General features: G+C 54.8%; 14 protein-coding genes. 8 read left to right on the top strand and 6 right to left on the bottom strand.

Going from position 1 to position 20,995, the window contains the following annotated elements; genetic code table 11:
- Nucleotides 1-34: 34 nt before the first annotated feature.
- Together KAJ71_RS19085 and pbpC are read left to right on the top strand one after the other, a co-directional pair.
- A complete protein-coding gene (locus KAJ71_RS19085; RefSeq protein WP_248947126.1) occupies nucleotides 35-6,031 on the top strand; it encodes an alpha-2-macroglobulin family protein in 5,997 nt (1,998 codons plus the stop codon).
- A gap of 55 nt (nucleotides 6,032-6,086) precedes the next feature.
- Entirely contained in the window at nucleotides 6,087-8,450 is a 2,364-nt protein-coding gene (gene pbpC / locus KAJ71_RS19080) for a penicillin-binding protein 1C (protein WP_248947125.1), read from the top strand.
- On the opposite strand, the gene KAJ71_RS19075 is transcribed toward pbpC, so the two are convergent.
- The gene (locus KAJ71_RS19075; protein ID WP_248947124.1) at nucleotides 8,447-9,724 is read right to left on the bottom strand and encodes an alpha/beta fold hydrolase; all 1,278 of its coding nucleotides are present in this window, start codon (nucleotides 9,722-9,724) and stop codon (nucleotides 8,447-8,449) included. The genes pbpC and KAJ71_RS19075 overlap by 4 nt on opposite strands.
- A 287-nt stretch (nucleotides 9,725-10,011) precedes the next feature.
- Between KAJ71_RS19075 and truC the strand changes: the two genes are divergently transcribed.
- Both truC and KAJ71_RS19065 read left to right on the top strand, forming a co-directional pair.
- On the top strand, nucleotides 10,012-10,770 hold the full coding sequence (gene truC / locus KAJ71_RS19070; RefSeq protein ID WP_248947123.1) for a tRNA pseudouridine(65) synthase TruC: 759 nt from the start codon (nucleotides 10,012-10,014) through the stop codon (nucleotides 10,768-10,770).
- Nucleotides 10,771-10,803: 33 nt separating this feature from the next.
- A complete protein-coding gene (locus KAJ71_RS19065) occupies nucleotides 10,804-11,253 on the top strand; it encodes a flavodoxin (RefSeq protein ID WP_248947122.1) in 450 nt (149 codons plus the stop codon).
- Nucleotides 11,254-11,303: 50 nt separating this feature from the next.
- Here KAJ71_RS19065 and KAJ71_RS19060 read toward each other — a convergent pair whose 3' ends face one another.
- The 5 genes from KAJ71_RS19060 to map form a co-directional block, all read right to left on the bottom strand.
- Nucleotides 11,304-12,026 carry a 6-phosphogluconolactonase gene (locus KAJ71_RS19060; protein WP_248947121.1) on the bottom strand — a complete coding sequence of 241 codons (723 nt, stop codon included), beginning with the start codon at nucleotides 12,024-12,026 and terminating at the stop codon, nucleotides 11,304-11,306.
- A 217-nt stretch (nucleotides 12,027-12,243) separates the two neighbouring features.
- Complete coding sequence (locus tag KAJ71_RS19055) at nucleotides 12,244-12,633, bottom strand: DUF3461 family protein (protein WP_021179904.1); 390 nt, start codon at nucleotides 12,631-12,633, stop codon at nucleotides 12,244-12,246.
- 246 nt (nucleotides 12,634-12,879) lie between these two features.
- Nucleotides 12,880-13,704 carry a 2,3,4,5-tetrahydropyridine-2,6-dicarboxylate N-succinyltransferase gene (dapD, locus tag KAJ71_RS19050; RefSeq protein WP_021179905.1) on the bottom strand — a complete coding sequence of 275 codons (825 nt, stop codon included), beginning with the start codon at nucleotides 13,702-13,704 and terminating at the stop codon, nucleotides 12,880-12,882.
- A gap of 42 nt (nucleotides 13,705-13,746) precedes the next feature.
- Nucleotides 13,747-16,410, bottom strand: coding sequence for a bifunctional uridylyltransferase/uridylyl-removing protein GlnD (gene glnD / locus KAJ71_RS19045; RefSeq protein WP_248947120.1), 2,664 nt, complete (start codon nucleotides 16,408-16,410; stop codon nucleotides 13,747-13,749).
- Nucleotides 16,411-16,470: 60 nt separating this feature from the next.
- On the bottom strand, nucleotides 16,471-17,265 hold the full coding sequence (gene map / locus KAJ71_RS19040; RefSeq protein ID WP_248947119.1) for a type I methionyl aminopeptidase: 795 nt from the start codon (nucleotides 17,263-17,265) through the stop codon (nucleotides 16,471-16,473).
- A 359-nt stretch (nucleotides 17,266-17,624) separates the two neighbouring features.
- On the opposite strand from map, the gene rpsB reads away from it, so the two are divergent.
- The 4 genes from rpsB (at nucleotide 17,625) to frr (ending at nucleotide 20,866) form a co-directional block, all read left to right on the top strand.
- Nucleotides 17,625-18,350 carry a 30S ribosomal protein S2 gene (gene rpsB / locus KAJ71_RS19035; protein ID WP_021179908.1) on the top strand — a complete coding sequence of 242 codons (726 nt, stop codon included), beginning with the start codon at nucleotides 17,625-17,627 and terminating at the stop codon, nucleotides 18,348-18,350.
- A 117-nt stretch (nucleotides 18,351-18,467) separates the two neighbouring features.
- A complete protein-coding gene (gene tsf / locus KAJ71_RS19030; RefSeq protein WP_024484315.1) occupies nucleotides 18,468-19,322 on the top strand; it encodes a translation elongation factor Ts in 855 nt (284 codons plus the stop codon).
- A gap of 134 nt (nucleotides 19,323-19,456) precedes the next feature.
- Complete coding sequence (gene pyrH / locus KAJ71_RS19025) at nucleotides 19,457-20,182, top strand: UMP kinase (protein WP_021179910.1); 726 nt, start codon at nucleotides 19,457-19,459, stop codon at nucleotides 20,180-20,182.
- 126 nt (nucleotides 20,183-20,308) lie between these two features.
- Nucleotides 20,309-20,866: a ribosome recycling factor gene (gene frr / locus KAJ71_RS19020; protein ID WP_024484316.1), complete on the top strand. Its 558-nt coding sequence runs from the start codon at nucleotides 20,309-20,311 to the stop codon at nucleotides 20,864-20,866.
- Nucleotides 20,867-20,995 lie beyond the last annotated feature (129 nt).

Raw genomic sequence — 20,995 nt, 5'->3', positions numbered from 1 at the left:
GGTGTCTTTCACGGAATAAAAAGGTGCTGCAATCATGGATTTGCTGAAGTTTATCCTCCGTTTGCCTTTTACGTTGATAAAAGGCCTGTTCCGCCTGTTGGCCGTGATTTTTGGCCTGTTGGGGCGGCTGTTCAAGCCGGTGGTGGGCAACCTGAACTGGAATGCACCTGCCTGGTGGGCAGCGGTATCCGGCGGGGTGAAGCGTGGCTTCCTGCGGCTGGAAGGTGGGGTAGATAAATATCCCAAAGCCATTAGCCTGTCGTTGCTGGTGCTGTTGTGCGCCGCGGGTGTCGCCTTCTACGGGTGGCACTGGTGGCTGAATCGGCCACAGCCGATTGAACCGGCACCGATGGTGTACCAGGAAACCAGCGTGCGCGTATCCGATCCTGAACCGGTTAACTATGCCGTGCAGAAATCTGCGCCGCAGCAGGTCACCCTCACCTTTAGAAACTCCGTAGCACCGTTGGCCGATGCCGGAAAGGTCGTGGAAAAAGGTATCTCCATCAGCCCGGCACTTGAAGGGCAGTGGAAGTGGAATAACGCCTGGACCCTGGTCTTCACGCCGAAAAACCCATTGCCGATGGGCGGCAAATATGAGGTTAAGCTCGAGCCAGCCGTGCTGTTGGCCCCACAGATTAAACTCGCCAACACCAATTACAGCTTTAGTGCCCCGGCTTTTGACTATCAACTTGGGCAAGCCGAGTATTATCAGGACCCACAAGATCCGCAAAAGCGCAGCGCTATCTTCAACGTCAAATTCAATGCGCCAGTGGATGTGGCCAGCTTTGAAAAGCAGATCGCCATGGGGTTGATCGAAGCCAACGCCAAATCTGAAAAGAAACTCAATTTCTCCCTGGTCTATGATGCCAAGAAACTGAACGCCTGGGTGCATTCTGAACCGCTGAAAGCCCTGGATCACGGCGGTAAAGTGCATCTGGTGCTGGGTAAAGGCATCAAGTCGGTGGTGTCTGCCAATGCGATCACCCAATCGAAAGACAGCTGGGTATCGGTGCCAACGCTGTATAGCCTCACAGTGAAGGATGCCAGTGCTCAGGTGGTCGATAGCGATGGCACCAAAGGCCAGCGTGCGCTGATTGTCGCCTTCAGCGATGCGATCAAAGACAAAGATGCCGGGCGTGCGGTCAAGGCCTGGTTATTGCCGCAGCATAACCCTAACGATTCTGAAGCCAGCAACGAACCGGACGATTTTTATCAGTGGGGCGGGACTGAGAGCATCGAAAACAGCGTAATGGCCCAGTCTACGCCGCTGACGCTGACCTTGAATGAAGCGGAAGAGACCTATCAACCGCAGTTCAGCTTCAAGTTTGACGCACCGGCTCACCGCTTTATGCTGCTGGAAATCACCAACCTGATGACCTCTTCGGGCGGCTATAAAATGCCGGAGAAGGTCTACCGCATCGTCGAAGTACCAGACTTCCCGAAAACCTTGCAGTTTATGTCACAGGGTTCTCTGCTGTCGGTAAACGGTGACAAGCAAATCAGCGTGGCTGCGCGTAACGTGCCCGGTCTGCGGCTGGATATCAAACGGGTGATCCCAAGCCAGTTGCAACATATCGTTTCTTTCAAAAGCAGCGAATACTCTTCGGCTCAGTTCAACCAACTCAACGATGAATATTTTACCGAACACTTCAAATATCAAACGGTAATCAACAACGATCGGCCGGGTGAAGTGAGCTATAAGGGCATCGATCTCTCACGTTACCTGTCCACCAGCACGGATTCCCATCGCGGCGTGTTCCTGCTGACGCTGTCAGAATGGCAGCCGGAAAAGAAAAAGACGCAGGCCGCAGAGGATGAAGGCTATCAAGGGGAGCAGGAAGAGGACGACTCGCGCTCCGTCGGGGATTCGCGCTTTGTTGTCGTGACCGATCTGGGGATTATTGCCAAGCGCTCGCAGGATAAAACGCGCGATGTGTTTGTCCAATCTATCCACAGCGGAGCGCCAGTCAGCGGCGCCAAAGTCTCGGTGATCGCCAAAAACGGCGTAACGCTGCTCAACCAGGTGACCGATGCCAATGGGCACGTGCGTTTCCCATCGCTGGACGTGTATACCAACGAACGCCAGCCGGTGATGTTCCTGGTGGAAAAAGAGGGCGATGTTTCCTTCTTGCCAACCACTCGCTATAACGACCGCGGGCTGGATTTCTCCCGCTTTGATATTCAAGGCGAAGAAACCCCGATCGATCCACGCACCCTGAGCAGTTATCTGTTCTCCGATCGTGGCGTGTACCGTCCGGGCGATACCTTCAATATTGGTCTGATTACCCGTGCTACCGATTGGGGCGTAGCCCTGGCTGGCGTACCGGTACGTGCCGAGATCCGCGATCCACGCGACAAACTGATGACGACGGTGCCGCTGACTCTCGGTGGCAGCGGTTTCAATGAGTTGAGTTACACCACCGATGAGAACGCACCAACGGGCGAGTGGAACGTCTACCTGTATCTGATTGGCAAGAATAACGACACTTCCACCTTACTTGGCCATACCGCCGTCAACGTGAAAGAGTTTGAGCCAGACCAACTGAAGGTGAAGCTGGAGCTGACGCCGAACCGGCAGCAAGGGTGGGTGAAACCTTCTGAGCTGCAGGCGAACATCGATGTGCAGAACCTGTTTGGCACACCAGCCCAGGATCGTCGCGTCACCTCGAAGTTGACCCTACGGCCAATGTACCCAAGTTTTGATCGCTTCCCGGATTACGCCTTCTTTGAGAACCGCCAGAATAGCGATGGTTTTGAAACGGAACTGGAAGACCGCACCACCAACGAGCAGGGCGTGGCGAATATTCCGCTGGATCTGAAGTCCTATGCGGATGCCACCTATCAGCTGCAACTGCTGTCGGAAGCCTTTGTTGCCGGCGGCGGGCGTTCTGTTGCCGCCACCGCTCGTGTATTGGTTTCGCCATATGACTATCTGGTGGGCGTGAAGCCAGACGGTGATTTAGGCTACATCAACCGGGGGGCAGCGCGAAATCTGAACGTGATTGCCGTCGATCCTTCCTTGAAACAGATCGCACTCGCCGATCTGAAGCAGGTGCTGATCGAACAGAAATACATCTCGGTGCTGACCAAGCAGGATTCTGGCGTTTATAAATACCAGTCGAAAATGAAAGAGGTGCAGCTGTCCGAGCAGCCGTTGGCGCTGAGCGAGCAGGGTACCGATCTGACCTTGGCGACCGAAACCCCGGGTGACTTCGTTCTGGTGATCGAAGATGCGCAGGGCAAGGTACTCAACCGTATCGCCTATAGCGTGGCGGGCAACGCCAACCTCAGCCGTTCGCTGGATCGCAATGCCGAACTGAAGCTGAAACTGAACCAGGCGGAATATCAGCCGGGTGAAGAAATTGAAGTGGCGATCAACGCGCCATATACCGGCAGTGGTTTGATCACCATCGAAAAAGACCGTGTCTATGCCTGGCAGTGGTTCCACACCGACACCACCAGCTCGGTGCAGAAAATCCGGGTTCCGGCCGGGATGGAAGGCAACGGTTATATCAACGTGCAGTTTGTGCGTGACGTCAACTCCAGCGAGATCTTTATGAGCCCGCTGAGCTATGGCGTCATGCCGTTTAAAATCAGCACCAAAGCCCGGCAAAACGGCCTGGAAATAGTGACACCTGAGGTGATTAAACCGGGTGAAAACCTGACGATGACGGTGAAAACTGATGCCCCACAGCAGGTCGCACTGTTTGCCGTAGATGAAGGGATCTTGCAGGTAGCGCGTTACCGCCTGAAAGATCCGCTGGAGTACTTCTTCCGTAAGCGTGAGCTGAGCGTGGAAAGCTCGCAGATCCTCGATCTGATCCTGCCGGAGTTCAGCAAACTGATGGCGCTTTCGGCGGCACCGGGCGGTGATGCGGGTGAAGGGCTGGATCTCAACTTGAACCCGTTCAAACGCAAGCGCGACAAGCCAGTGGCCTACTGGTCTGGCATTACCGAAGTCAACGGCGAGAAGCAGTTTACCTATCCGGTGCCGGATTACTTCAACGGCAAGATCCGCGTGATGGCCATTTCGGTTACGCCAAGCAAAATTGGCAAGGCCCAAACCTCCGCGACGGTACGTGACAACTTCATCATGACGCCGAACGTGCCTTACATGGTGGCTCCGGGGGATGAGTTTGATGTCAGCGTCGGGGTTAGCAATAATCTCGAAGGGTTGAACGGTAAACCTGTGGCGATCGCCGTGCAGTTGACGCCACCGCCGCAGTTGGAAGTGGTGGGTAAGGCCGAGCAAAACCTGTCATTGGCGGAGAAGCGTGAAGGCGTGATCAACTTCCGCCTGCGTGCCAAGGCGGCACTGGGTGATGCTCCGCTGGTGTTTGAAGCGCGTTATGGTGATAAAACCAGCCGCCGTACCATTAGCACCTCGGTGCGTCCGGCAATGCCTTACCGCACCCAGACGGTGATGGGCCGCATGAGCGGCAGCAGCCAGAATATCGATAATTTGCGGCAGATGTTTGATGCCTATGCGCAGCGCAGCGCAGCGGTATCTCACTCACCGTTGGTGCTGACCAACGGTCTGGCGCAGTATCTGGCGGATTATCCGTATTACTGTTCTGAGCAGATCGTCAGCCGTTCTATTCCGCTGATCATGCAAAGCCAGCATCCGGAGATGAAAAGCAGCCAGAGCCAGGCCGAAGTCAGCAACCAGCTGAAAAACCTGCTCGGCGTACTGCGTTCTCGCCAGAACGACAGCGGGGCCATTGGTGCCTGGCGTTCATCGCCGGAAACCGATCCTTTCGTCACGCCATACGTGGTGCAATACCTGCTGGAAGCCAAAGCGGCGGGTTATGCCTTGCCGGTAGGGATGCTGGAAGATGCCAACGGCGCGCTGCGTGAGCTGGCAGCCAACCGTTATGAGGATATGTATCATCTGCGTCTGCGTACCTGGGCGGTCTACCTGCTGACCTTACAGGGCGAAATTACCACCAACTCGCTGGCCTCGGTGCAGGATACGTTGCAGAAACTGTATCCAGACAGCTGGAAAACCGATCTGAGCGCCCTGTATCTGGCATCGTCTTACCGTCTGTTGAAAATGGACGATGAGGCCAATGCCTTGCTGCAACCTAGCTGGAAGCAACTTAGTAAAGCCTATGACAAAGGCTGGTGGACGCAGAATTACTTCGATCCGCTGGTACAGGACGCGACGCGTCTGTATCTGATCACTCGTCACTTCCCGGAGAAGGTCTCTTCCATCCCTCCGCAGGTGCTGGAGAACATGGTCAAGGCGTTGAAAGAAGAGCGCTATACCACCTATTCTTCGGCGATGAGTATCTTGGCGCTGGAAAGCTATTCGGCTCAGGTGGCGGCGCAGGCTAATGCCACAGATTCGCTGACGATTGCGCAGCTCGGCAAGCAAGGTAACGCCGATCCGCAGGTGATTTCAGAGATGATAGGGCTGTTTGCCAAAGGCCAGTTTACTGCCGAGGCCAAGGCTATCCGCTTTACCAACAGCGCTGACGCTCCGGCCTGGTATGTGGTGACTCAGGCCGGTTACGATCTGGCTGCTCCACAGAAAGCCATTGCTCGCGGCTTGGAAATTACCCGTGATTACACCGATGAACAGGGTAAACCGGTCACTCAGGTAACGTTGGGGCAGAAGATCAACGTTCATCTGAAAATCCGCGCCAATTCGAAAGAAGGTCAGAGCAATCTGGCGATTGTCGATCTGCTGCCTGGCGGATTTGAAGTGGTGCAGCAAACGGCACCAGAGCCAGAATCGACCGGCGAAGACGGTGAAGCCAGCGAGAATACGGACGCAGGCTGGCAGTCACCACTGGCTGCCTCGGGCTCCACTTGGGCGCCTGATTACAGCGATATCCGTGAAGACCGGGTGATCATCTATGGTAGTGCCAGCACCGACGTGCAGGAGTTTGTCTACCAGATTAAAGCGACCAACACCGGTAGCTTTGTGATCCCTCCGGCTTATGGCGAAGCCATGTATGATCGTGAAGTGCAGGCCATGTCGGCCAACAGCGGTAAACTGGTGGTTGTACCGGCGGAAAGTCAATAAGCCATCGCGATGCCCCGCAGCGTTGAGCTGCGGGGTTCGTGGGTACCGAGACTCCATGAAAATCCTTCCTGCATCTGCTGTGGCAAAACGCTGGCTACAAAATATCTTGATGGCGGTATTTCTGCTGGCGCTGGGCCTGGTGGGGGCGCGGCTGTGGCCGCATCCTCCTCTTTCTCAGGGCGTGCCTTTCTCCACGGTTTACTATGATCGCCACGGGACGCTGATGCGCCTCACGTTGGCCAATGACGATCGCTATCGCCTGTGGACGCCGCTGGAAAAGATCTCACCGCTGGCGGTGCAGGGGATTTTGCTGCATGAAGATCGCTGGTTCTATTACAACCCCGGATTTAACCCCGTCAGCCTGCTGCGTGGCTTTTGGCGTAGCTACGTAGTCGGTGGCAAAATGCAGGGTGGTTCGACCATCACCATGCAGTTGGCGCGCATGCATTGGCATCTGAATACCCGCACACCTGGCGGTAAACTGACGCAGGTACTGCGGGCCGTTCAGTTGGAGCTCAGTTATTCCAAGCACGATATTCTGGAAGCCTATCTCAATTACGCCCCCTATGGCCGCAATATTGAAAGCATCGGTGCGGCCAGCCTGATCTATTTTGCCAAGGCACCGCAGGATCTGACTTTGCCGGAGGCGCTGACGCTCTCGGTGTTGCCGCAGTCACCGAGCTATCGCATCGACCCTAAAACCGGCGTATTGGGGCAAGCCCTGACGCAGGCCCGCAACCGCCTGTTTCAACGCTGGCAAGGCGTTTATAATACCGACAGCAGTCAGCGTGCCTTGTTTCAGCTCCCTTTGGCACTGCGCCAACCAGAACGGATGCCGTACCTTGCCCCACACTTTATCGAACAGTTGCGCCAGCAGACCCAACAGTTAGTGAAGCTGGATACCCGTGTGGACACCGAGCTGGATGCTGGGCTACAGCGGCTGATCGAAAGGCAGGTGAACGCGTTTATCGTCCGTAACCAGAGCCGGGGGATCCATAATGCCTCGGTGCTGTTGGTGGACAGCCGTGATATGGGGATAAGGGCGCTGGTAGGCTCTGCCGATTATTACAACCGCGAGATCCAGGGGCAGGTGAACGGAACCAATGCCAAGCGTTCCCCTGGCTCGACCCTCAAGCCCTTCATTTATGCCTTGGGGATGGAGCAGGGCGTGCTGCATCCGATGACCATCCTGAAGGACGTGCCTTCGTCTTTTGGCGCCTACGCGCCAGAGAATTTTGACCGCCGCTTCCTGGGGCCGGTGACGGCGACGGATGCGCTGAACTTCAGCCGCAACATTCCTGCGGTGTATGTGGCTTCGCAACTACGACAACCGACGTTTTATCAGTTTTTAAGCCTGTCTGGTATCGCCAACCTGGCCAGTGAGAACCATTATGGGCTGTCGCTGGTGTTGGGCGGTGGAGAAATCACCGCCCAGGAACTGGCGAAGCTGTATGCGCTACTGGCTAACCAGGGCGTATTGCGCCCATTACGGATGCAAAAGAGTGATGCCTATCCGCCCCCGATCCGTTTGCTCAGCGAAGAAGCCAGTTTCACTACGCTGGATATGTTGCGCCAGCATCGTCGGCCTGGAGACACTCTGGCGCAACGCTCGTCATCGCTGCCGGTCTATTGGAAAACCGGGACCTCCTGGGGCTTCCGCGATGCCTGGAGCGTAGGGATCTTCGGGCCTTACGTGCTGGTAGTCTGGGAAGGGAATTTCGACAGCAGAGGCAACAACGTGTTTGTGGGGGCCGATGCGGCAGCTCCGCTATTTTTCAATATTATCGACAGCATTAACGCCAGCTATCCGACCTTGCAGGAGCCGAAGCATCCCTTCCCGAAACAGTTGAAGCGGGTGGATATTTGCCTGGCCAGCGGCAACCTGCCGACGCAATGGTGCCAGCAGAAAGGTAAAACCTGGTTTATTCCCGGCAAGTCGCCGATCAAGGTCGATACCGTCTATCGCCCGGTGGTGCTGGATATTCACAGCGGTGAGGTGGCCTGCCCACCGTATGATGAAACGCAAACCCGTACCGAGGTGTTTGAGTTCTGGCCTTCCGATCTGGCTAACGTGTTTGCGCAGGCTGGATTACCCAAGCGAGCCCCGCCGGTAAGTCACTGCAAGGATAATGCGGTAGCGGTCACTGGCAGCCCGCCACGCATTACCTCGCCGCTGAAAAATACCACCTATACCTTGCGGCAATCGCAGCAGGGGCGTGACAAAATCTCCTTCAATGCGGTGACTGACGCGGACAGTAAAACGGTGTATTGGTTTGTTGATGATATTTATCTTGGCAGCAGCGCCAGTAAAACCGCCATAGATTGGCGGCCGGTCAACAATGGTCAGTATCGTATCCGGGCGGTGGACGATCATGGCCGTGTCGATAGCCGCCTGATCACCATTGAGTTGGTGAACTAAATGCCTGCTTCCTGCGCCATTGATTGCAGATGACCAAAAACATTACCGACGCGTAAGCCGTTATGCTCATACTCGTTGGTGATCCACGGCGTCAAATTACCGACTTGCTGCGCGGTCGCCAGCGAGAGTTTCAAATCGACATACATATCGCTGAAATAAACGGCGGCAAATACCGGAACCCGATTGTCGAGCAGGCGATCGCTGTTATACAGCGGTGACCACACGCGGCGTTCGGCCAACAGCTTAACTGGTTCATTGAAGGGGCGCAGGGCGGCGATATCGGTGAACATCCAGGGGTAGATCATCTCCCCGGTCAGGTAGAGAGGGCGCCGATCCCCGTCGAAAGCTTCGAAGCTGCCCCGTTGCCGTTCTGCCGCCCAGTTGGTGGCCTTATCCTGCGCGTAAATACTTTCATGCAGCGCGGCAAACAGCGGATTCTCCGCGTAGCTGGTCAGCGCCATCACCTGCGACAGGAAGGTATCACTGAATTCGCCGTCTGGGTTAAAGGCTTCGTCAAACAGCCAAAGCAACCGCTCGTAGCCTTCGCTCATGCCAAGATCGATCCCCAGGCTTTGCAGGCGGCGTACGGTCAGCCGGTCGCCATCGGGCAACAACACCTCTTCCTGCTCCAGCTTATCGGCAATCTGGCCGATCAGCGGCTCCAGATGTGGGTAGCGCTGATAGAAGATACGATTTTTGGCGACCACCTGCGGATAGGTATGAGCGTAGACTTCATCGGCATCGGGTTGCAGGCTGGCCAGGCCGCCGGTCATAAAGCAGCAGTGTAACCCCTCCGGTGCCTGAGAAAGGTAGGTCAGTGTGATAAAACCGCCATAACTCTGCCCCAGCGTGCTCCACGGGCGATCGCCAAAGCAGGTTTTACGCAGATATTCGGCATCGCTGACGATCGAGTCGGCGCGGAAGCAGGCCAGGTAATCTGCCGCCTGATGGGCGGTTAGCCCGGCCAGACTCTTACCTTCAATACGGGTGCTGCGCCCGGTGCCACGTTGATCGAGCAGGATCACCCGGTAACTTTTCAGGGCCTCGGCAATCCAGCTGCTGCGCGCCGTAGGGCGTGGGCTTTTTCCCCCTGGGCCACCTTGTAAAAACAACAGGCAAGGCAGTTGTTCATCACGGCGTAACGGGTCAACCAACTCACGGGCAAAGATCTCGATGGTGCGTGTATCCTGGTTATCGAACCAATTCAGCGGGACCTGGACCAGATGTTCACGTACCCAGATCGCGGGCAACAAATATTCACGTTCAACGCTCATATTATCTTTTCCTATTTGTTTGTTCTCTTCTTCCGGCAGGTAGTTTTATACTGCATCGCCATCTTACTGAACCGTTCTAAGGATTGTCCCAATTCCTGAAAAAATGACTCATTGTATTGAAAGCCAAGATGAATCTTATGTTTCAGCGTAGCGAATAACCAGCATATCAGGGACGTGGTGATTAAAAAATAACCTTTAACGGTAGGAAATTGTAGTGAAAGGCAATTATTAGTAACGTATGTTTATTATTCAATGCGTTAGTGATCTTCATCGAGAGTTGGAAAGTTATGAAAGTTTTGTACCAGGACGAACATCTGATCGCCGTTAACAAACCCTCAGGTTGGCTGGTGCATCGTAGTTGGCTGGATCGTCACGAGACGAAGTTTGTGATGCAAACCGTGCGCGACCAGATTGGCCAGCACGTATTTACCGTGCACCGTCTGGATCGCCCAACTTCCGGCGTATTGCTGATGGCTCTGTCCAGCGAGGTGGCTCGTACACTGTCGCAACAGTTTGAACTGCATCAGGTGCAGAAGACTTATCACGCGGTGGTACGGGGTTATGTTTTAGAGGGCGGGACCGTTGACTATGCGCTAACGGAAGAGCTGGATAAGTTGGCCGATAAACATGCCAACCCGGACAAAGGCCCTAAAACGGCCGTGAGTCATTACCAGCCGTTGGCAACGGTAGAGATGCCGGTGGCGATTGGCCGCTATGGCACCTCGCGCTATAGCCTGGTTGAGCTGAAACCGGAGACCGGGCGTAAACACCAGCTGCGCCGTCACATGGTGCATCTGCGCCATCCTATTATTGGCGATACCGCTCACGGCGATCTGCGGCAAAACCGGGGGATGGCCGAACATTTTGGTTGTTCACGTCTGATGCTGCACGCCAGCCATCTTCAGCTTATTCATCCGGTGAACGGTCAACCGCTGCATATTTCCGCACCCTGGGAGGCGGATTGGCAAGGTGTCATGTCACAATTTGGTTGGCATGACGTGTTGCCAGAACTTGAGTTTCCTCAGGCTAACGGTCAGGATAGCTAATCATTTTTTAACGGTAATAAAGGAGCAGCAACGATGGCTCAGGTCGGTATTTTCGTCGGAACGGTCTACGGTAATTCTTTGTTGGTGGCGGAAGAGGCAGAAAATATCCTGCAAGAACAGGGCCATGAGGTCAAAGTGTTTGAGGAAGGGACGCTGGCAGAGTGGCAGTTTTACCGTCAGCATTATGCGCTGGTCGTGACTTCCACTACCGGGCAAGGGGACTTGCCTGACAGCATCGCACCACTGTTCCAGGCTATTCGCGACCAGGTGGGCTATCAGCCTGAGCTGCGCTATGGCTTGATTGCTCTGGGTGATAGTAGCTATGACAACTTCTGTGGTGCCGGGCGTACCTTTGATGCTTTGCTGCAAGAGCAGGGGGCGACGCGCGTAGGTGAAGTGCTGGAGATCGATGCGATCGAGCAACCTGAACCGGAAGTGGTGTCCTGCCCGTGGGTAGAGCAGTGGGGCGCATTGCTGAAATAGTTTCCTGATGCCTGGCGGTGAGCAACCAGGCTCCATTTCCAATCAACCCTTCAGGCCGTAAGTCGTGATGCTGCCGCAAAGTCAGCCAACAGGGTGCATGCCGGGTGAAAACGCAGCAGAGAAGCCGGGATGCTTTCTGTCAGCGGCCCTTCCAACGCCTGCTGCAGTATCGCTGCCTTGTTCTCCCCACCGACCAGCAGCAGGATATTTTTGGCCTGCATGATGCTTTTAAGTCCCAAAGAGAAATAAGCGTTGGGGACGAATTCCATCCCGCCCACCTCCTTGGCCAATACCGCCATCAGTTCGGGGTTGGCGCGGTCGACGGCAATCCGGTGCGCCTCAGTGTCAAAAGGTGTTCCAGGCAAGTTGGCGGCAAGATGCCCGTCACTGCCTAGCCCGAGGATCAGCAGATCTATCCCACCTTCGACGGCTATCTGGCGATCGGCCTGACGATAGCTGCTGCCGTTCAGCGGATGAATACGCTCATCGGGCACGCCTGCCGGATGGAACAGGTGGCGTTGCAGATGGCGATAAATGGCCCCGGTCTGGTTTTCATGGGGATGGAAAGGCACTTCATCCTGCGTGTAATAATGCACGTGCTGATAGCTTGGGTTATCACGCAAATGTGGAATTAACAGCTGATACAAGGCTAACGGGGTTGCACCACCAGTGGGGGCAAAGTTGAAGTGCGTTCGCTGCTGCATGGCCTGCAAGATATGCGTGGCGGCCTGCTGGTTAAGCTGTTCCATGTCGGGGAATAATTCTATCTTCATCAGTATCTTCCAGAAGGTGATGTGGTGAATTCAGAGCAAAAAAAAACCTAATCCCTTAAGCACTCAAGGCCGCAGCCATCAAGCGTTAAAGAATTAGGTTTTGCCTGCCGGAGCAGTAACAACCCTATCGATTACCGATTTACCCTATCACACAGAAAACCGGCAAAATGTGAACCCGCTGGCACACAGGCGATCAAATTATCGCCGAGGACTGCTGTTATTTACCGCGCGTCAGTTTTTCCAGATCGGATTCGATCTCGGCAATCTTGTTGGTGACTACGTTTTGCAGATGCTGCAGGTCATCGAGGATCTTGCGTTTCAGATCCACTTCCACCTGATCGCGCTGGCAGAGTTGATCCAGTTCATCGATCACATAGCGCAGGTTGGGGTTGATCTCATGGATCTCTTTGTAACCCTGGCCAGCATTGTCTGCCACCACGGTTTTGCGCTGGCGCGGATACTTGAACTTCACGCTCTTGGCAAAGAACTCGCCCTTATCTTTGCGGAAGTAAATCTTGAGGATGTCGTTATTGGCCTCCTGACGCAGGCTATAGCGATCGATATCTTCCGGTTGATTGATACCCAAGCTTTTCAGGTTGTCATACATAATTAGCGCCACCTTTTAATCAACTAAGCCCGTCGTCTTTCAAGCTGCAGCGTTGTGACCTGCACTTGATATCTATAGGGCTATATATTCCCCTGAACGTGCAATATGCAGTGTTGTAAGCTGCAAATCGAAACACATCAGGAATATTCCACTGCCAGAGAGTATGGCGAAAACGCCCGTCACAGACTGTGACGGCCCGCGTATTGAAGGCAAAAAAATGGCGGGTGATGCACCCGCCGTTCAAGCTTAGTCGATAGTGCGCAATAACTCATTAATCCCGACTTTACCACGGGTTTTGGCGTCCACTTTCTTGACGATCACTGCGCAATACAGGCTGTAGGAACCGTCTTTGGACGGCAGGTTGCCGGATACGACCACGGAGCCCGCAGGCACGCGGCCATAGTGCACTTCACCGGTTTCACGATCGTAGATACGGGTGCTTTGGCCCAGATAAACGCCCATGGAGATTACGGAACCTTCTTCGACGATCACGCCTTCAACCACTTCTGAACGCGCGCCGATAAAGCAGTTGTCTTCGATGATGGTTGGGTTGGCCTGCAACGGCTCCAGCACGCCACCGATACCGACGCCGCCGGACAGGTGAACGTTTTTACCGATCTGCGCACAAGAACCAACGGTGGCCCAGGTATCGACCATGGTGCCTTCGTCGACGTAGGCACCGATGTTGACGTAAGAAGGCATCAGTACGGTGTTACGAGCGATAAATGCCCCCTGACGCACGGTAGCCGGTGGTACGACGCGGAAGCCTTCCTTCTGGAAGCGAGCTTCATCGTAGTCAGCGAATTTCATCGGCACTTTGTCGTAATAGCGGGTTTCTGCACCGTCCATTACCTTGTTGTCGTTGATACGGAAAGACAGCAGGACGGCTTTTTTCAGCCACTGATGGGTAACCCATTGCCCCTCGATCTTCTCGGCAACGCGCAGGGCGCCGCTGTCTAGCAGGGCGATCACCTGGTTTACCGCTTCACGCGTTACGGTGTCTACGTTGGCCGGGGTAATATCCGCACGGCGTTCGAAGGCGCTTTCAATAACGTTCTGTAATTGCTGCATGCTGTTCTCTGTCCTGATTTTATTTATGAAAGGTTACTTCTATCACATTTTATCGGTTGGATTGAGTGCCTCTGTCAACCGTTGTTCTAATTTTCTGCGTGTTTGCGGATCCAGCGCCCGGCGATCGGCATCGGCCAAAATAAACAAATCCTCGACCCGTTCGCCGATGGTGGAGATACGTGCGCCGTGTAGCGACAGGCCCAGATCGGCGAAAACTTCCCCCACGCGTGCCAGCAGGCCGGGCTGATCGAGGGCGATCAATTCCAGATAGCTGCGGCGATCGGTGTGGGTTGGCAGGAAGCTGACCTCGGTCGGTACGCTGAAATGGCGTAGCTTGGATGACGGACGCCGCGTGCGCGGCGGTTGATAATCTCGCTGGGTGATGGCTTGCTCCAGCGCATGACGGATCGCCGCGTGACGATCCTGGGCCAGCGGGCTGCCATCCGGCTCCAGCACGATAAAGGTGTCCATGGCCATGCCGTCGCGGTTGGTGAAGATCTGGGCGTCGTGCACGCTGAGATTGCGCCGATCCATTTCTCCGGCAACGGCGGCAAACAGGTAAGGACGATCCGGGCTCCAGATAAAGATCTCGGTGCCGCCGCGCGTCGCCTGGTGGCTGACCAGTACCAGCGGTTTGGTTGAATCATGGGCCAGCAGATGGCGGGCGTGCCAGGCGAGTTGATTCGGCGAGTGGCGCAGGAAATAGTCGGCGCGGCAGCGGCTCCAGATATGGTGCAGCGCCTCTTCATCGATATTGTCCATGCGCAACAGTGCCAGCGCCTGTAAACGATGGTGGCGCACCCGCTCGCGCAGATCCGGGCTGTTCTGCATACCACGGCGCAGTTGCTTCTCGGTGGCGAAGTACAGCTCACGCAACAGGCTCTGTTTCCAACTGTTCCACAACGTCTCGTTGGTGGCGCAGATATCGGCTACCGTCAGGCAAACCAGGTAGCGCAGCCGGGTTTCGCTCTGCACTTCACTGCTGAACTGCTGGATCACGGTCGGGTCTTGAATATCACGCCGTTGCGCGGTAACCGACATCAGCAGGTGGCAGCGTACCAGCCAGGCAACCAGCTGCGCTTCGCGCGAGTTCAAGCCATGTAATGCAGCAAACTCCAGGGCGTCTTGCGCGCCTAAAATGGAGTGATCGCCGCCGCGTCCTTTAGCGATATCGTGGAACAGTGCAGCCAGCAGCAGCAACTCAGGGTGAGGCAGGCGAGGGTAGAGCTCCACGCACAGCGGATGGCGTGGGCGGGTCTCTTCATCGGCGAAGCTTTCCAGCTTTTGCAGCACGCGAACGGTGTGCTCATCGACGGTATAGGCATGAAACAGGTCGAACTGCATCTGGCCGACGATGCTACCCCATTGCGGCATATAGGCCCACAGTACGCTGTGGCGATGCATTGGCACCAGCGCCCGTGAAACCGCACCAGGGTGTCGCAGAATGGCCATAAACAGCTCTCTGGCCTCGGGAATGTTGCACAGTGGCTGTTTCAGATGGCGGCGCGCATGGCGCAACTGGCGCACGGTGGTGGAGTAGATGCCTTTGATTTCACGGTTGCGTACCATCAGGTAGAACATGCGCATGATGGCTTCAGGTTGGCGAATAAATAGCGTTTCGTCGCGCAAATCGATCAGATCGCCACGCAGTTGAAAATCATCGTTCAGCGGGCGCGGCTTTTCCGTAGCGTCCAATGCCAGTATCGCTTCATCAAACAGCTGTAGCAGCATGTGGTTCAACTCGCCGACGCGGCGCGTCATGCGATAGAAATCCTTCATCATGCGCTCTACCGGTTCATTGCCTTCCCCCTCGTAGCGCAACAGTTGGGCCACGCTGAGCTGGCGATCAAACAACAGGCGGTTGTCATAACGCGGTAGCGCCAGGTGCAGGGCAAAACGAATACGCCACAGGAAGCTTTGGCATTCGTTCAATTCGTTGCGTTCGGCCTGGGTCAGGAAGCCAAAACCGACCATCTCATCGAGCGAGGTGGCACCGAAATGGCGGCGGGCTACCCACAGCAGCGTATGGATATCACGCAGGCCGCCGGGGCTGCTCTTGATATCCGGCTCCAGGTTGTAGCTGGTACCGTGATAGCGCAGGTGGCGTTGCTGTTGCTCAATCAGCTTGGCATCAAAGAATTTGGGTGAAGGCCAGAAGCCATCGCTGAAAATGTGCTTCTGCATTTGCAGGAACAGAGCGACATCGCCGCAGATCATGCGGGACTCGATCAGGTTGGTGGCAACGGTCAGGTCCGCCAAGCCTTCCAGCAGACACTCTTCCAGCGTGCGCACGCTGTGGCCGACTTCCAGCTTGAGATCCCACAGCAGGGTAATGAATTCACCGACGCGAGCGGCCTGTTCATCGTTCAGGCGAGTCTGGCTGAGCACCAGCACGTCGATATCAGACAGTGGATGCAGTTCACCACGGCCATAGCCGCCGACGGCCAGCAGTGCCGTTTCGGGGATAGTGTCAAAGCCGTAAAACAGCCACAGCCGCCGCAATAGCCGATCGATAAACTTGCTGCGCGCCGCCACCAGGCTTTCGGCACTGGCACCGGCATTGAAGGCCGCTGCCAGCCACTGCTGAAACTGCTCAAGCCGCTGTTTGAGGGCCAGGCAATTGATCTCTTCATCGCCATAGGTGCTGGGAGCATCCGGCTTCTTGGGTACGGCCGGGGTCTCTAGCTCACGATAATTTTCAGACATGTTTCGCCGCCCATAAAAAAAGCCGGCATAGGCCGGCTTGTCACAAGAACCCTGTGGTTCTTACATCTCGTGCGTAATGATGTTGGGGATGGTGTCATCCTTGCGCAACGTCATTATCTCGCAGCCGTTATCAGTCACCACAATAGTATGCTCATACTGTGCCGACAAGCTGCGATCTTTGGTTTTCACCGTCCAGCCATCTTTCATGGTGCGAATGCGGTAATCACCGGCGTTGACCATTGGCTCGATAGTGAAGGCCATGCCGGCCTGCAGCACCACACCGCCGTCATCGGCATCGTAATGCAGCACCTGCGGCTCTTCGTGGAAACCTTCGCCGATGCCGTGGCCGCAATATTCGCGCACTACGGAGAATTTCTCTGCTTCAACAAACTGTTGGATGGCTTTGCCAAGAGTGCGCAGGCGGATACCCGGTTTGACCATCTTCAAGGCCAGATACAGGCTTTCCTGGGTGATGCGGCACAGGCGCTCGCCCAGAATGGTCGGTTTACCAACGATGAACATTTTGGAGGTATCGCCGTGGAAGCCATCTTTGATCACGGTCACGTCGATATTGACGATATCCCCGTCTTTCAGCACCTTGTCGTCACTTGGGATGCCGTGGCACACCACTTCGTTCACCGAGATACAGACCGATTTCGGGAAGCCGTGATAACCCAGGCAGGCCGAGATTGCCTGCTGTGCATTGGTGATATGGTCGTGACAGATCCTGTCCAGCTCGCCGGTGGTGACGCCGGGTTTAACGTGGGGCTCGATGATTTCCAGCACTTCTGCGGCCAGGCGGCCCGCAACGCGCATTTTTTGAATGTCATCAGGTGTTTTAATTGAAATTGCCATGAAAGTTAGTCCGCAGGTGTCGTTATGGTCGACAAGGTAGAAAGATAAGGCATTGAGTTATGGTATCAGCCCGGCTTGAGGCTGCCAAATTTCATTTGTGAAGGGCCAGGCCAACAGCAACAAAAGTTGGTGTCTGGGGCGGGTTTATGGTATAAAGCGCGCCGGCAGATCCGCATTCGGCCTTAAGTGCCAGTGAGGAAATGACCGAAGTAGTTCAACTGCACTCACATTGTGTAAATAACACACACGTATCGACACATCCGCCGGGGTGCCTTGAGATGACTCACGTCATTGTCCGGGTCGGCGTTATGGGATACGTGGAGGCATAACCCCAATCAACTCTAATAGAGGTTTTAATCATGGCAACTGTTTCCATGCGCGACATGCTCCAGGCTGGTGTACACTTTGGTCACCAGACCCGTTACTGGAACCCGAAAATGAAGCCTTTCATCTTCGGCGCACGTAACAAGGTTCACATCATCAACCTGGAAAAAACCGTACCAATGGCCAACCTGGCTTTGGCTGAACTGACCAAGATCTCTTCCCGTAAAGGTAAGATCCTGTTCGTTGGTACCAAGCGCGCAGCAAGCGAAGCGGTAAAAGAATATGCTAACGGCTGCGATCAGTTCTTCGTGAACCATCGCTGGTTGGGCGGCATGCTGACTAACTGGAAAACCGTTCGTCAGTCAATCAAACGTTTGAAAGATCTGGAAATCCAGTCCCAAGACGGCACCTTCGACAAGCTGACCAAGAAAGAAGCGCTGATGCGCACTCGTGAACTGGCCAAGCTGGAAAACTCCCTGGGTGGTATCAAGGACATGGGTGGTCTGCCAGACGCTCTGTTTGTTATCGATGCCGATCACGAACACATCGCGATCAAAGAAGCCAACAACCTGGGTATCCCGGTATTCTCTATCGTTGATACCAACTCCGATCCAGACGGCGTTGACTTCATCATCCCTGGTAACGACGACGCAATCCGTGCAATCAAATTGTACCTGACCGCCGTTTCTGCCGCCATCCGTGAAGGTCGTTCTCAAGATCTGGCCGTTCAGGCGGAAGAAAGCTTCGTAGAAGCTGAATAATAAGGTCAAGCCCTTATTAACCAGGTATTGAATATGTTGGTTAGGGGGGCCTTTAAGGGCCCCCTTTGCTTATCTGAATGAGAACTATCTCCGAGCGAGATAACCGAGGAAAAAGAAATGGCTGATATTACCGCTGCCCTGGTAAAAGAACTGCGTGAGCGTACCAGCGCAGGTATGATGGATTGCAAAAAAGCGCTGATCGAATCTAATGGCGACATCGAGCTGGCAATCGAAAACATGCGTAAATCTGGCGCGATCAAAGCGGCGAAAAAAGCAGGCAACGTAGCTGCTGACGGCGTGATCAAAACCAAGATCGAAGGCAACTTCGGCATGATCGTGGAAGTTAACTGCCAGACCGACTTCGTTGCTAAAGACGGCGGTTTCCAGGCTTTCGCTGACAAAGTGTTGGATGCGGCTTTTGCTGGCAAAATCACTGACGTTGACGTGCTGAAAGCGCAGTTCGAAGAAGAGCGTGTTGCGCTGGTGGCAAAAATCGGTGAGAACATCAACATTCGCCGCATTGCTTCCCTGGAAGGCGACGTGTTGGGTAGCTACCTGCACGGTGCTCGCATCGGTGTTCTGGTTGCCGCTACCAAAGGCGCGGATGAAGAGCTGGTTAAGCAGCTGGCAATGCACGTTGCCGCTAGCAAGCCTGAATTCGTCAAGCCTGAAGACGTGTCTGCTGAAGTGGTAGAGAAAGAGTACCAAGTTCAGTTGGACATCGCCATGCAGTCTGGCAAGCCGAAAGAAATCGCAGAGAAGATGGTTGAAGGCCGCATGAAGAAATTCACCGGCGAAGTCTCTCTGACCGGTCAGCCTTTCGTGATCGAACCAAGCAAGAGCGTTGCTCAGGTGCTGAAAGAGCACAACACTGACGTAACCAATTTCATCCGCTTTGAAGTGGGTGAAGGCATCGAGAAAGTTGAAGCTGACTTTGCTGCTGAAGTTGCAGCAATGAGCAAACAGTCTTAATGCTGTTAATGGAGCCGCCGCGAGGCGGCTCCATTTTATCCAGCCAGAGAAACGCCGATGGTGGGCCCCACGTGCCCAGGCTAATCGGTTGAAAACCCCAATACTATTACTACTGCTTCTTAGGACAGAACACCATGGCAACCAATGCAAAACCCGTTTATCAGCGTATCCTGCTCAAACTGAGTGGTGAAGCCCTGCAAGGTGCAGAAGGCTTTGGGATCGACGCTAGCGTTTTGGATCGCATGGCTCAGGAAGTAAAAGAGCTGGTCGAGCTGGGCATCCAGGTCGGTGTAGTTATTGGCGGTGGCAATCTTTTCCGTGGTGCAGGTCTGGCACAAGCCGGCATGAACCGCGTAGTGGGCGACCACATGGGAATGCTGGCTACCGTGATGAACGGCCTGGCTATGCGTGATGCACTGCACCGTGCCTATGTGAACGCCCGCCTGATGTCTGCCATTCCGTTGAATGGCGTATGTGACAACTACAGCTGGGCAGAGGCGATCAGCCTGCTGCGCAACAACCGCGTGGTGATTTTCTCCGCCGGTACGGGTAACCCGTTCTTTACCACGGATTCTGCGGCCTGCCTGCGCGGCATCGAAATTGAAGCCGATGTGGTATTGAAAGCGACTAAAGTGGATGGTGTATACTCCGCTGACCCGGTGAAAAACCCGGACGCAACGCTGTACGAACAGATCACCTACCAGGACGTGTTGGAGCGTGAGCTAAAAGTGATGGATCTGGCGGCGTTTACGCTGGCTCGCGACCATGGCTTGCCGATCCGCGTATTCAACATGAACAAGCCGGGCGCACTGCGTCGCGTGGTGATGGGTGAGAACGAAGGTACTCTGATCACCAAATAACGGCTGTTTGGCCAAATTTCGCAGGAGCGGGTAACGCCAGGCGTTGTGTGCTTCTGATAAGTAAAATTCACGGGCTATACTTTTCAGTACAGCCTGCCAAGTAACCAGCTTCCAAGGGTTCGCAACGTGATTAATGAAATCAGAAAAGATGCTGATTCACGCATGGAAAAAAGCGTCGAAGCATTCAAAAACCAAATCAGCAAGATCCGTACTGGCCGTGCTTCTCCAAGCATCCTGGACGGCATCATGGTGGAATACTACGGTGCAGCAACGCCGCTGCGCCAACTGGCCAACGTCACGGTAGAAGATTCCCGTACGCTGGCGATCAACCTGTTTGACCGTTCTCTGGGGTCGGCAGTAGAAAAAGCCATTATGTCTTCCGATCTGGGCCTGAACCCAAGCTCGGCTGGCACCGTGATCCGCGTTCCGCTTCCTCCGCTGACGGAAGAGCGCCGTAAGGATCTGATCAAGGTCGTACGTGGCGAAGCCGAGCAGGGCCGTGTGGCCGTGCGTAACGTGCGCCGCGATGCCAACGATAAAGTGAAGGCACTGCTGAAAGACAAAGAGATCAGCGAAGATGAAGATCGCCGTTCACAAGACGATATCCAGAAAATGACCGATGCCTACATCAAACTGCTTGATGCGGCATTGGCCGATAAAGAAAAAGAACTGATGGATTTCTAATCTCCATCGCCTTGAAATAGAGCGTCGCCTTGGCGGCGCTTTATTTTTTGTGGTGCAGATCTCGTTTTATCGTACGCACAGAGCGTAAACCAGCCGTGATGCAAGTTACACTGTGGTGTACCTCCGATC

The organism is Serratia silvae, from assembly GCF_023282985.1.
Classification (GTDB): Bacteria; Pseudomonadota; Gammaproteobacteria; order Enterobacterales; family Enterobacteriaceae; genus Chania; species Chania silvae.
Note: the sequence above shows the minus strand (reverse complement) of the source record. Positions and strands in the feature narration are given on the sequence as shown.

Coding starts and splice junctions, on each gene's coding strand:
- glnD (WP_248947120.1), bottom strand. CDS start 16,410: ATGTCTGAAAATTATCGTGAGCTAGAGACCCCGGCCGTACCCAAGAAG.
- KAJ71_RS19055 (WP_021179904.1), bottom strand. CDS start 12,633: ATGTATGACAACCTGAAAAGCTTGGGTATCAATCAACCGGAAGATATC.
- map (WP_248947119.1), bottom strand. CDS start 17,265: ATGGCAATTTCAATTAAAACACCTGATGACATTCAAAAAATGCGCGTT.
- KAJ71_RS19065 (WP_248947122.1), top strand. CDS start 10,804: ATGGCTCAGGTCGGTATTTTCGTCGGAACGGTCTACGGTAATTCTTTG.
- dapD (WP_021179905.1), bottom strand. CDS start 13,704: ATGCAGCAATTACAGAACGTTATTGAAAGCGCCTTCGAACGCCGTGCG.
- tsf (WP_024484315.1), top strand. CDS start 18,468: ATGGCTGATATTACCGCTGCCCTGGTAAAAGAACTGCGTGAGCGTACC.
- pyrH (WP_021179910.1), top strand. CDS start 19,457: ATGGCAACCAATGCAAAACCCGTTTATCAGCGTATCCTGCTCAAACTG.
- rpsB (WP_021179908.1), top strand. CDS start 17,625: ATGGCAACTGTTTCCATGCGCGACATGCTCCAGGCTGGTGTACACTTT.
- pbpC (WP_248947125.1), top strand. CDS start 6,087: ATGAAAATCCTTCCTGCATCTGCTGTGGCAAAACGCTGGCTACAAAAT.
- KAJ71_RS19060 (WP_248947121.1), bottom strand. CDS start 12,026: ATGAAGATAGAATTATTCCCCGACATGGAACAGCTTAACCAGCAGGCC.
- truC (WP_248947123.1), top strand. CDS start 10,012: ATGAAAGTTTTGTACCAGGACGAACATCTGATCGCCGTTAACAAACCC.
- KAJ71_RS19085 (WP_248947126.1), top strand. CDS start 35: ATGGATTTGCTGAAGTTTATCCTCCGTTTGCCTTTTACGTTGATAAAA.
- KAJ71_RS19075 (WP_248947124.1), bottom strand. CDS start 9,724: ATGAGCGTTGAACGTGAATATTTGTTGCCCGCGATCTGGGTACGTGAA.